Annotated in this window: 9 protein-coding genes; 4 read left to right on the top strand and 5 right to left on the bottom strand. The window is 51.0% G+C overall.

Annotated elements, in window-relative coordinates:
• Position 1: 1 nt before the first annotated feature.
• The 3 genes from purD to CEQ48_RS17655 form a co-directional block, all read right to left on the bottom strand.
• Positions 2-1,291 (bottom strand): phosphoribosylamine--glycine ligase, encoded by a 1,290-nt coding sequence (gene purD, locus CEQ48_RS17665; RefSeq protein WP_089072105.1) that lies wholly within the window; start codon positions 1,289-1,291, stop codon positions 2-4.
• A gap of 58 nt (positions 1,292-1,349) precedes the next feature.
• Positions 1,350-2,942, bottom strand: a complete 1,593-nt coding sequence (gene purH, locus CEQ48_RS17660; RefSeq protein WP_001057879.1) for a bifunctional phosphoribosylaminoimidazolecarboxamide formyltransferase/IMP cyclohydrolase — start codon at positions 2,940-2,942, stop codon at positions 1,350-1,352.
• A gap of 75 nt (positions 2,943-3,017) precedes the next feature.
• On the bottom strand, positions 3,018-3,197 hold the full coding sequence (locus CEQ48_RS17655) for a phosphoribosylamine--glycine ligase (RefSeq protein WP_089072104.1): 180 nt from the start codon (positions 3,195-3,197) through the stop codon (positions 3,018-3,020).
• Positions 3,198-3,230: 33 nt separating this feature from the next.
• Between CEQ48_RS17655 and zntR the strand changes: the two genes are divergently transcribed.
• The 4 genes from zntR (at position 3,231) to CEQ48_RS17635 (ending at position 9,810) form a co-directional block, all read left to right on the top strand.
• Positions 3,231-3,629: a Zn(2+)-responsive transcriptional regulator gene (gene zntR, locus CEQ48_RS17650; protein ID WP_198301194.1), complete on the top strand. Its 399-nt coding sequence runs from the start codon at positions 3,231-3,233 to the stop codon at positions 3,627-3,629.
• 226 nt (positions 3,630-3,855) lie between these two features.
• Positions 3,856-5,415, top strand: a complete 1,560-nt coding sequence (gene cadC, locus CEQ48_RS17645) for a lysine decarboxylation/transport transcriptional activator CadC (RefSeq protein ID WP_055034211.1) — start codon at positions 3,856-3,858, stop codon at positions 5,413-5,415.
• An 812-nt stretch (positions 5,416-6,227) separates the two neighbouring features.
• Entirely contained in the window at positions 6,228-7,565 is a 1,338-nt protein-coding gene (gene cadB / locus CEQ48_RS17640) for a cadaverine/lysine antiporter (RefSeq protein ID WP_000097428.1), read from the top strand.
• A 109-nt stretch (positions 7,566-7,674) separates the two neighbouring features.
• Positions 7,675-9,810: a lysine decarboxylase CadA gene (locus CEQ48_RS17635; RefSeq protein WP_089072391.1), complete on the top strand. Its 2,136-nt coding sequence runs from the start codon at positions 7,675-7,677 to the stop codon at positions 9,808-9,810.
• A gap of 130 nt (positions 9,811-9,940) precedes the next feature.
• Here the strand turns inward: CEQ48_RS17635 and CEQ48_RS17630 are convergent, their stop codons facing one another.
• Positions 9,941-10,546 (bottom strand): bifunctional 4-hydroxy-2-oxoglutarate aldolase/2-dehydro-3-deoxy-phosphogluconate aldolase, encoded by a 606-nt coding sequence (locus CEQ48_RS17630; protein WP_089072102.1) that lies wholly within the window; start codon positions 10,544-10,546, stop codon positions 9,941-9,943.
• Positions 10,547-10,558: 12 nt separating this feature from the next.
• Entirely contained in the window at positions 10,559-11,935 is a 1,377-nt protein-coding gene (locus CEQ48_RS17625) for a GntP family permease (protein ID WP_000371414.1), read from the bottom strand.
• Positions 11,936-12,082: the final 147 nt, after the last annotated feature.

The following is a 12,082-nucleotide window of genomic DNA, read 5'->3' as shown; positions in this document are numbered from 1 at the left end:
CTTACTTGGCTTGCTCACGCGCAATCGCGCGATAACCGATATCGCGGCGGCAGAACATACCATTCCAACTGATTTGATCCGCCAGTTGGTAAGCGCGTTGCTGCGCTTCTAATACGGTATTACCCAGCGCCGTGGCACACAGTACGCGACCGCCATTAGTCACCACTTGGTCGCCTTGGGTTTCAGTGCCCGCGTGGAACACTTTTTGTCCTGCGCTTTCTTGGGTCGGTAGACCTGAAATCACCTCACCTTTGGCGTAATCGCCTGGGTAGCCGCCAGCGGCAAGCACCACACCGATCGAGGCGCGTGGGTCCCACTTTGATTCCACCTGATCCAGCTTGCCCGCAATTGCTGCTTGGCACAGCTCAACCAGATCCGATTGCAGACGCATCATGATCGGTTGGGTTTCTGGGTCACCAAAGCGGCAGTTGTACTCAATCACTTTCGGTGCGCCAGCGCTATCAATCATCAAACCCGCGTAGAGGAAGCCGGTGTAGGTGTTGCCTTCGGCTGCCATTCCGCGCACGGTTGGGTAAATCACTTCACGCATCACGCGATCATGGATGTCCTGTGTCACCACTGGCGCTGGTGAGTAAGCCCCCATACCGCCCGTGTTCGGGCCAGTATCGGCATCGCCCACGCGTTTGTGATCTTGGCTGGTGGCCATAGGCAGGACGTTTTCACCATCAACCATCACGATAAAGCTCGCTTCCTCTCCATCAAGGAATTCTTCAACCACCACGCGGCTGCCTGCTGAACCAAACGCATTACCAGCCAGCATGTCTTGAATTGCGTCTTCGGCCTCTTGCAGAGTCATGGCAACAATCACGCCTTTGCCCGCCGCTAAACCGTCGGCTTTCACGACAATCGGCGCACCTTTTTCACGTACATACGCCAGTGCTGGCTCAATTTCAGTGAAGTTGGCGTAAGCCGCAGTTGGGATGTTGTGACGCGCGAGGAAATCTTTAGTGAAGGCTTTGGAGCCTTCCAGTTGCGCTGCGCCTTGGGTTGGGCCAAAAATCGGTAAACCTGCAGCGCGAAACGCATCCACCACACCAATCACCAGTGGTGCTTCTGGGCCAACAATGGTCAGCTCAATCGCTTTATCTTGGGCAAAGGCAACCAGTGCTGGAATGTCGGTGATGCCGATGTTGACGTTTTGCACCTTGTGCTCAAGGGCGGTACCCGCATTGCCGGGCGCGACGTAAATGGTGTCAACTTGTGGGTTTTGTGCCACTCTCCACGCCAGTGCGTGTTCGCGACCGCCAGAGCCGATGATGAGAACTTGCATTGTGAAATCCTTACTTAAACAAGATGGGGCGCGTTGCACTCCATACCAATCATGCCAATTAATGACGGAAGTGACGCATACCGGTGAAGATCATCGCCATACCGTGTTCGTTGGCCGCATCAATCACCTCTTGGTCGCGCATTGAGCCACCCGGTTGGATAACACAGGTGATGCCCGCTTCGGCCGCAGCATCAATCCCATCACGGAAGGGGAAGAAGGCATCGGAAGCCATCACGCTGCCTGCCACTTCCAAGCCTTCATCGGCGGCTTTGATTCCGGCGATTTTCGCGGAATAAACCCGGCTCATTTGACCCGCGCCGATACCGATAGTCATGTCGCCTTTGGCGTACACAATCGCGTTGGATTTCACGTATTTCGCCACTTTCCAGCAGAACAGAGCATCTTTCAGCTCAGCGTCGCTGGGTTGACGAGTGGAAACCACTTGCAGGTCATCTTGTGCCACCATGCCTTGGTCACGGTCTTGCACCAATAAGCCGCCATTCACGCGCTTCAAATCAAATCCTGTGGTTTGGCCTTGCCATTCACCACACTCCAGCAAACGTACGTTTTGCTTGGCTGCGACGACGTCGATTGCTGCTTGCGAGACTTTCGGCGCGATGATCACTTCAACAAACTGACGCTCGATGATCGCTTTGGCCGTTTCGCCATCCAGCTCGCGGTTAAAGGCAATGATGCCGCCAAATGCCGAGGTTGGGTCGGTTTGGTAAGCGCGGTTGTAGGCTTGCAGCAGATCGTCGCCCAACGCTACACCACATGGGTTCGCGTGTTTGACAATCACACAGGCAGGCTCACTGAACTCTTTAACGCACTCCAGTGCGGCATCGGTATCCGCAATGTTGTTGTAAGAAAGGGCTTTACCTTGGATTTGGTGCGCGGTGGCCACTGAGGCTTCTTGTGGGTTGGCTTCAACATAGAAAGCGGCCGCTTGGTGGCTGTTTTCGCCGTAACGCATATCTTGCTTTTTGATGAACTGCGCATTGAACGTGCGAGGGAATTTGCTCTCTTCATCCCCTTCTTTATTATCACCATAAGAAGGTACGAGCGTGCCGAAGTAGTTGGCAATCATGCCATCGTACGCGGCGGTATGTTCAAAAGCGGCAATCGCCAGATCAAAACGCGTGGTTAAAGTCAGGGAGTTTTGGTGAGCATCCATTTCGCGGATCACACGCTCGTAATCATGAGCATTCACCACAATGGTCACATCTTTATGGTTTTTCGCTGCAGAACGCACCATAGTCGGTCCGCCGATATCGATGTTTTCCACCGCATCAGCCAGCGTGCAATTTGGATTTGCCACCGTTTGTGCGAAAGGATAGAGGTTCACCACCACCATATCGATCGGCTGGATGCCGTGGGTATTCATCACCGCGTCATCTTGGCCGCGACGGCCTAAAATACCGCCATGCACTTTCGGATGCAGGGTTTTGACGCGCCCGTCCATCATCTCTGGGAAGCCGGTGTAATCGGAGACTTCCGTTACCGCAAGGCCTTGCTCGGCGAGCAGGCGTGCAGTGCCACCGGTTGAGAGCAGCTCAACGCCACGTTCCGCGAGCGCTTTAGCGAACTCAACAATGCCGGTTTTATCTGATACGCTGAGAAGCGCACGGTGAATAGGACGAGCGTTGTTCATGCTTCCATTTTCCTTTAAAAGATATTTGCCGAAAGTGATCTGCTGTGCGCAGTTGGGGAAGCTCGCTTCAAAGCCTCACTGCGCAAAAAACAACAGAGCCGTTTGGGGAAATACCTTATTCGCCGCGATTTGAATGGCGCGTATTCTAACCAAATAATTACAAAAGATCTCGCGCAATCGTTTGGCATGGGGAAAATAATCGCTAAAAACCGGTTTTTCAAGCACAAATTTTAACGAAAGCTTAAATATTCCCAAACTACGCCAAGCAGTAAGGGAGGAGGAGTCGTGATGTTTCAGATTGGGGAGTTAGCCAAACGCTGTGGCGTTTCCACCGATACACTGCGTTTTTATGAAAAAAACGACCTGATTGCTCCGGCAACGCGCACCGAGTCGGGCTATCGCCTGTACGATGAAAAGAACCAGCAACAAGTCACATTTATTTTAAAAGCCAAAGAGTTAGGGCTGAGTCTTGAAGAGATTAAAGAGCTGCTGGAAATTCGTTTGGAAGCGACTGAACACAGCTGCGCTGAAGTGAAAGCGATCACCAGCGCTAAGCTGGCGCTGATCGACCAAAAGATTGAAGAGCTGACTCGTATTCGCAGCGCGCTGAAAAAAATCAATGATGCCTGCTGTGGGCATGTCGAAGATAATGCCAGCCACTGCTCGATTTTAGCCGCGTTAGAGTAGAGAAATAATGCCAAACTTATGTTCTGATTTGTAAGGATAATTTGAATTTTATTGCTGGTCATGTGGTTGTTTGGTGGTTAAACAACCTAAGTTTGCAATTTTTAGCCTTATCAATAGTAGGTGAAATAGGGTAGTGCACTTATAATTTCGTTCTTCATCGGTGTGTGGTGCTCGAGCATATTCTGCCTCTTACCGATGCTATCTTCCTGATACAAAGAGCTATTCTATGATTGGAATCTGTTTTCAAATCAATGACTGGGTTCTGTGCATTGATGAGAATAAGCTGTATCGCCAAGATAGGGAGGTCTCGGCCGAGCCGCGTCTTATTAATTTACTGCATTTTCTTGCGGAGCATGCCGGAGAGGTATTCGGCCGTGAGGAGCTCATTCAACATGTCTGGGACGGGGCGATTGTCACCGACCAAGTGGTCACTCAATCCATTTTTGAGTTGCGTAAGCTATTGCGCGACGGACGCGAAGAAAACCTCAGCTATGTAGTGACGGTGCCTAAGCGTGGCTATAAGTTAGTCGCGAATGTGCAGCGTCTCGATGGCAATCCTTACGTTTCTCGCCAAGAAGAGTCGGCAGCCAGTGATGTCTGTTTGACGGACGATATCGACGACGTGGAAGAAGCCGTTCCCGAGATCGTGTTTCCTGCCGGCCCGTTAACGCGTGCCGTGTGCCAAAGCCAGCAACCAAAAAAATCAAGCAAGCCGAATGTGAGCCGTTGGCGCTTAAACCTGCTCAATGCGATCTGGATTGGCTTAGTGATTGTAGCGATGGGCTTTTTTACTGTGCAGCAGTCTCAAGTGCGCATCACCCAAGTGGTGGATACCCATCTGATTGAATTTAAATTCCAAGACGGTTTTCATGCTCAGGCGCTCACGCATGAGCTTGCCGATGGTATCGCACAAAAGCTGATGGCCGATCTGACCCAAGTGAGTGATTATCGGGTGATTCTCGGTAAAACGGCTTACAGCTCAGGCATTTTGCCCGGTAAGTCAATCATGGTGCGAGTCAATGACAAAGATGGCCATGAGTTTTTAGATCTTGAGCTTAAGAATAACTCTTCCGATGCGGTGCTGTTTAGTCGCCAATATCCGCTCGATAGCCAGCATCTGGCCTCTGTGCTGAAAAGTGCGGAATGGGATGTAATGCAAGCGTTGAAAATCCCGAATGCAGAGCAGCAAGCACAGCGTTTGTTGGTGGATTTTCCGCGTCAACCCGCGGCGTTAGGGCTGTATGTGCGCGCCAATCATTACTTGAATGTTGCCGATCGTCAGCAGTTCCAAAAAGGCATTTATTTATTGGAGCAAGTGCTGAAATTAGAGCCGGATAACCATTATGTCCAAGCCGAATTACTGATTGCCTACCATGTGCAGCAAGCGCTCAGCCCAGATCAGGCGCTCAATCAAGATCGCATGCTGGTGTTGAGTGAGCAGTTGCAGCAGGTGAGTTACTCCCCTCAAGCGGTGGTGCAGCCACGCATTTATGAAGCGTTAGCACTGCAAGCGACAGTCGAAAACCAAGTGGAAGCGGCCACGCGCTATTTGGCGCAAGCTCAGGGTTTGCGGGAATCGGTGCTTTCATATGTGCTGCAAGGCAAGCACGCTGAACTCAAAGGCGATCTGGATGGCGCAAGCGATGCCTACAGTGAAGCGTTTTATATGGACACATCGCTGGAAACTTATCTGCTGTGCGAAAACTTGGTGTTCCACTCCAACTTAAAATCCATTGATTACGCCATGTACCGCTCGGTGCATCCTTCGGTGGTTCGTTTACTGTAACGCTTGTCTACGATCAATCTCATCTCTCTATCCCCAAACGACTTGGAATGACTGGTAAGAAGGGGATAGAGCGAACTTGCGCCTTCTTTCTCCGAACTGGCTTTAGCACGGTTTAGAGGGGAGGGCGCGCCGCTTTATCTCTCGGAATCCTTCTGACTGAAAAACACCGCCAATCACATCGAACGATGTCTATGTACTCACTAGCCGTTTAACTTCTCATCGCAATTCGTTTGAGCCTATTCCCCAAGCCAAATTCAGTGAGCCTCATTGGCATTCTCTGCCGATGGATGTCGCAGAATCGGGCGTCTTGCCAGTTGAGTGACAAATCTTATGGCAAGACCAACAGTTTTGGCGATAAACCTCCCTCCTGATGGCTCCACAGAGCAGCATTTAGCGTGATGTTTTCACCTTGATATTTTTAGTCTTCTCTCCTGATATTTTTAGGTTTTTCATTAAAGATATGAAAGTAAAGAGGTTTATAGGTGGTGTTTATCAGGTTGATATCAAGAAGTTCATGCTTGGCTCATCATTTTATTGATAAGCGGAAGTTTATTTTTTTTCGTTTTTTTGGGCGTAGTCTGCACCTCGAAATTTAGCGAGGTAGCGCAGGTGATTGCACTCATGACATCTCGCTAACCCATTCAGTTTGAGTTTTGTAACTTAAGTATCACCTGGCTACTTGAAGCTGCAGCGGTGTTGGCTACGTTCGTTCCCCCCAATCACATAGTTTATCTATGCTCATGGGGATGAACTCACTTGCCGCCTACCTGCAACTCCAAGTCGTTTGGGGATAGAATCGATTTGGAGATGTTATGTCATCAAATGCAAAAAAAATCGGCCTGATCGCCTGTACGGGTGTGGTGGCTGGCAACATGATGGGCAGTGGTATTGCGCTGCTTCCTTCTACGCTAGCGAGCGTAGGTTCAATTTCCATTTATAGCTGGCTGATCTGCATTGTTGGCGCACTCAGTTTGGCGTTTGTGTTTGCTCGTTTGGCAACCAAAAACCCGCAAGAGGGTGGCCCGATTGCTTATGCAGGGGAAGTGTCACCGGTGTTTGGTTTCCAAACGGGCGTGCTTTACTACCACGCTAACTGGATTGGTAATTTGGCGATTGCGATTACCGGTGTTTCTTACCTTTCGGTGTTCTTCCCGGTGCTGAATAACCCGATCCCTGCTGGTTTAGCGACCATTGCTTCGGTTTGGCTATTTACCTTAGTCAACTTGCTTGGTGGTAGCTGGGTAAGCCGCTTATGTACCATTGGTTTGGTGCTGATTTTGATCCCTGTAGTCGGTACGGCTCTGTTTGGTTGGACGCACTTTGACAGCGCGCTCTACAGCCAAAACTGGAACGTGTCTGCTGGTAGCGATGGCCATGCGGTGATCACCGCAGTGCTGATTTGTCTGTGGTCTTTCGTGGGTGTTGAATCGGCAGCGGTTTCTTCCGGTATGGTCGAAAACCCAAAACGCACTGTGCCACTGGCAACAATGTTAGGTACTGGTCTTGCGGGCCTTATCTATGTGCTATCAACTCAAATGATCAGCGGCATGTTCCCTGCGTCTGAAGTGGCGGCATCCGGTGCACCTTTTGCACTGGCGACCACTGCACTGTTTGGTAGCTGGACTGCGCCATTCGTGTCTGCCTTTACTGCACTAGCGTGTTTCACGTCACTTGGCTCTTGGATGATGCTGGTCGGCGAAGCGGGCAAACGTGCCGCGAACGATGGTAACTTCCCGAAAGTGTTCGGTGAAACCGATCGCAACGGTGTGCCGAAAAAAGGTCTGCTGATTGCTTCCAGCATGATGACATTGCTGATGCTGGTGCTGATGTTCTTCAGCTCAGAAACTGCGCACGCTTCCGATCTGTTTAACCAACTGACCACCGATGCGGTTCTGCTGACCATGCTGCCTTATTTCTACTCCAGCATTAACCTGATCCGCTTCGAAGGCATGACCACTCGCAATACGTTTGTGATGCTGTTCTCCGGTATTGCCAGCCTGTTCTGTATGGTGGCGCTGGCGGGAGCTGAAGGTTCAACCCTGACTGCAACCTTCATCATGTCGCTGATTATTTTGATGTTCTACAGCAAAAAAGCGGGTCTGGATAAATATCTTGAGACTCATCCACAACCAGCTTCGGCTCAGTTCTGATTGACTCTGCTGGCGTCTGCCACGCCAGCTTTCTGAATTCACTATGGCGCTCGTCTTACTCACTGTGCAGTGCACAGAGAGCGCCTTTTTTCGCCTTGGAGATGTCCAAATGAATATTTTCGCTATCTTGAACCACATGGGTGTGTTCTTTAAAGAAGAGCCTGTTCGCCAACTGCATGCAGCATTAGAAAAAGCCGGTTACGACGTGGTTTATCCGGTGGATGACAAAGATCTGATCAAGATGATTGAGATGAACCCACGCATTTGCGGCGTGCTGTTCGACTGGGATAAATACTCGCTAGAGCTGTGTGAGCGCATCAGTAAAGTCAATGAAAAACTGCCAGTGCACGCCTTTGCCAATGAGCAATCGACGTTAGATATTTCGCTAACCGACCTGCGCATCAACGTGCATTTCTTCGAATACGCTCTGGGCATGGCCGACGATATCGCCATCAAGATCAACCAAGCGACTCAAGAGTACAAAGACGCAATCATGCCTCCGTTTACTAAGGCGCTGTTCAAATACGTGGAAGAGGGTAAATACACCTTCTGTACTCCGGGCCATATGGGCGGTACTGCGTTCCAGAAAAGCCCTGTTGGCAGCATTTTCTACGATTTCTACGGTCCAAATACCTTCAAAGCGGACGTATCGATTTCGATGCCAGAACTGGGCTCACTGCTGGATCACTCCGGTCCACACAAAGAAGCGGAAGAGTACATCGCACGCACGTTTAATGCCGATACTTCTTACATCGTGACCAACGGTACATCGACCTCGAACAAGATCGTCGGTATGTTCTCCGCGCCTGCGGGCAGCACAGTGCTGGTGGATCGTAATTGCCATAAATCATTGACTCACTTAATGATGATGACGGACGTGACCCCCATTTACTTCCGTCCAACCCGTAACGCTTACGGCATTCTCGGTGGTATTCCACAGAGCGAATTCAGCCGTGAAGTGATTGCTGAGAAAGTGGCAAACACTCCGGGTGCGAGCGCGCCAAGCTACGCGGTGATCACCAACTCGACTTACGATGGCCTATTGTACAACACCCAGTTCATCAAAGAGTCGCTGGATTGCAAACACATCCACTTCGACAGTGCATGGGTACCTTACACTAACTTCAACCGTATTTATGAAGGCAAGTGCGGCATGAGTGGTGAAGCGATGCCGGGCAAAGTGTTCTACGAAACGCAGTCCACCCACAAACTGCTGGCGGCGTTCTCGCAAGCCTCGATGATTCATGTCAAAGGTGAGTTTGACCGAGAGTCGTTCAACGAAGCCTTTATGATGCACACCTCAACCTCACCGCAGTATGGCATTGTGGCATCGACGGAAACCGCGGCGGCGATGATGCGTGGCAACACCGGCCGTAAGCTGATGCAAGATTCGATTGATCGTGCGATTCGCTTCCGCAAAGAGATCAAACGTCTGAAAGGCGAGAGCGAAGGCTGGTTCTTCGATGTGTGGCAACCCGAGAACATTGAGACCACCGAGTGCTGGAAACTCGACCCAAACCAAGATTGGCACGGCTTCAAGAATCTTGATGACAACCACATGTACCTTGATCCAATTAAAATCACTCTGCTCACTCCGGGAATGAGCAAAGATGGCGAATTGGAGCAGAGCGGTATTCCGGCATCACTGGTCTCTAAATACCTTGATGAACACGGCATCGTGGTTGAGAAAACCGGCCCTTACAACCTGCTGTTCCTGTTCTCTATCGGTATTGATAAGTCAAAAGCGATGCAGTTGCTGCGCGGCTTGACGGAGTTCAAACGCGGTTACGATCTGAACCTGACCATTCGTACCATGCTGCCTTCACTGTACTGTGAAGACCCAGCTTTCTACGAAGGCATGCGTATTCAAGAGTTGGCGCAAGGCATTCACGACTTAACTCGTAAATACCAATTGCCAGAGCTGATGTACAAAGCGTTCGATGTGCTGCCAGAGATGAAAGTGACGCCACACGTGGCATGGCAACAAGAGCTGCGCGGTCAAACCGAAGAGATCCTGCTTAACGAGATGGTGGGTCGCGTGAGCGCCAATATGATCCTGCCTTATCCTCCAGGCGTGCCATTGGTGCTGCCAGGTGAAATGGTGACAGACAGCTCTCGCCCTGTGTTGGATTTCTTGGAAATGCTGTGTGAAATCGGCGCGCATTACCCAGGTTTTGATACTGATATTCACGGTTTGTATCGCCAAAAAGATGGCTCTTACACCGTGAAAGTGCTGAAAGACTAAGCCAGCTTGAATCACCCTATAAAGACAGCGTAATTCCCCAATGGACGCTGATATACAGAGAGAGCCGAACGGCTCTCTCTTTTTGTTCAAAAGCCAAGCATAGCTTGGCTTTGTCGATATGTTGTTTGCGCTAGACTTCACGCACCAGCTTAGCCAGTGCATCCCAGTCGCCTTTGTCCATCAGGTCAGTTGGTACCATCCAAGTGCCGCCACACGCGACAACCGATTTGAGCGCCAGATATTCTTGCGCATTGTTTGGATTGATACCGCCCGTTGGCATAAAGCTCACTGGGTATACCGCGCTCAGCGCTTTCAGCATCGCAATGCCGCCAGATGGCTCGGCCGGGAAGAATTTCAGGGTACGCAGACCCATTTCCATGGCCTGTTCCACCAAACTTGGGTTGTTGACGCCCGGAATGATCGCGATATTGCGCTGCTGACAATATTTCACTGTGGTCGGGTTAAGTCCTGGGCTCACGATGAAATCAGCTCCCGCCGCAATCGCTTCATCCACTTGCGCTGTCGTGAGCACAGTGCCCGCGCCAATCAGCAGGTCTGGATACGCCTCACGCATGATGCGAATCGATTCCGCGGCCGCAGCGGTGCGGAAAGTCACTTCTGCACAAGGCAAACCGTTTTCAACCAGCACTTTGGCCAGTGGCAGTGCGTGGGCGACATCATTAATCGCAATAACAGGGATAATTTTGATCGCTCGTAAGCGTTGTTCAATGGTCATGAGTCCATACCTCTACAGAATAAAGCTGAGTGTTGCCACAATCAGGAAGGCGATACCGCCCAAAAGGGTTTCCATCACAGTCCACGTTTTTAGAGTGGTTTTTTCATCCATCTCCATCAAACGCGACACCAGCCAGAAACCAGAATCGTTAAAGTGTGAAAGCACAGTAGCACCGCCGGCAATCGAAATCACGATAAAGCACAGGTCAAGCTCAGACAGGCCGGTGGTCGCCGCCACCGTCGGTGCAATCAGGGCGGCCGTCGTGGTCAGAGCGACCGTGGCCGAACCTTGCGCGACGCGTAAACAGGTCGCAATCACAAACGCGGCGACCACAACGGGCATACCGGTATCCGACAGCACGCCAGCCAGTGCGCTACCAATGCCGCTCGCGCGCAGTACGCCACCGAACATGCCGCCCGCACCGGTGACTAAAATCACCGCGCAGATGGGGGCAAGCGAGTCGCCACACAGTTTTTCTAGGCGTGCCATGCCGTAATCTTTGGCGAACGCCGCGATACAGACGAGCAGAGTGATCAGCAGAGCAATAGGCGTTTTACCCAGCATACGCAGGAATTCGACTGCGGGAGCTTTACCATCAATCATGCCCGCGACCGCAAGGGTGTTCAAACCGGTATCCATAAAAATCAGCAGCACCGGCAGCACCAGAATGGTCATGACCGTGGCAAATTTTGGTAGCTTGGCTTCATCAATGATTGCATCGGTATTGAAGAAGGCTTTCGACAAAGGAATATCGAATTTCTTACCGGCATACAGACCAAATAGATAAGCGCCCAAGTACCAAGTCGGGATGGCCACGAGTAAGCCAACAATCAGCAGCAAGCCTATGTTTGCGCCGAGCAGTTCTGCCGCTGCAACCGGTCCCGGATGCGGTGGCACAAAGGCGTGCATGACCGCAAACGCACCGGCTGAAGGCAGCGCGTATTTAAGGGGTGAGCCACCAAAGCGTTTCGCGACGCTGAAGATGATCGGCATCATCACAATCAGGCCCGCATCAAAGAAGATGGGGAAGCCAAACAGTAGTGATGCCACACCGAGCGCAAACGGTGCGCGCTGCTCGCCAAAGCGGCCGATCAGCGTGTCTGCCAGCACTTTCGCACCGCCCGTCACTTCCAAGATTTTACCAATCATAGCGCCAAGGCCGACCAGCAAAGCCACCGAGGCCAGCGTGCCACCAAAGCCTGTCATCATGGTTGACACCACTTTGTCAGATGCCACGCCAGTGGCGATCGCAGTGCCTAAACTGACTAAGGTCAGTGAAGCAAAAGCGTGGATTTTAAAACGAATAATCAGCAGCAGTAGCGCAATAATGGCGACCGCCGCCACGGTTAATAGATACGTAGGATCAGAGGTTTGTAGTAAGGGGTCCATGAGTTCACCGTCCAGATTTATAGTTTGTGTTATAGCTCACATTTAGTGAAGTTACCGGTAACATGTTACCCATAACATGAATAAGATAAACCCATATTTCGAAGTGAATTTTAAAAATGCGATCACGCGCAAGTTTGGTTTTAAGGA

The sequence above is a fragment of the Vibrio tarriae genome (assembly GCF_002216685.1).
Taxonomy (GTDB): Bacteria; Pseudomonadota; Gammaproteobacteria; order Enterobacterales; family Vibrionaceae; genus Vibrio; species Vibrio tarriae.
The sequence above is the reverse complement of the archived record's forward strand: the minus strand, read 5'-3'. Positions and strand labels throughout refer to the sequence as shown.

Excerpts from the sequence above, each read along its gene's own strand:
- purD (WP_089072105.1), bottom strand. The coding sequence starts at position 1,291 with ATGCAAGTTCTCATCATCGGCTCTGGCGGTCGCGAACACGCACTGGCG.
- purH (WP_001057879.1), bottom strand. The coding sequence starts at position 2,942 with ATGAACAACGCTCGTCCTATTCACCGTGCGCTTCTCAGCGTATCAGAT.
- zntR (WP_198301194.1), top strand. The coding sequence starts at position 3,231 with ATGTTTCAGATTGGGGAGTTAGCCAAACGCTGTGGCGTTTCCACCGAT.
- cadC (WP_055034211.1), top strand. The coding sequence starts at position 3,856 with ATGATTGGAATCTGTTTTCAAATCAATGACTGGGTTCTGTGCATTGAT.
- cadB (WP_000097428.1), top strand. The coding sequence starts at position 6,228 with ATGTCATCAAATGCAAAAAAAATCGGCCTGATCGCCTGTACGGGTGTG.
- CEQ48_RS17635 (WP_089072391.1), top strand. The coding sequence starts at position 7,675 with ATGAATATTTTCGCTATCTTGAACCACATGGGTGTGTTCTTTAAAGAA.
- CEQ48_RS17630 (WP_089072102.1), bottom strand. The coding sequence starts at position 10,546 with ATGACCATTGAACAACGCTTACGAGCGATCAAAATTATCCCTGTTATT.
- CEQ48_RS17625 (WP_000371414.1), bottom strand. The coding sequence starts at position 11,935 with ATGGACCCCTTACTACAAACCTCTGATCCTACGTATCTATTAACCGTG.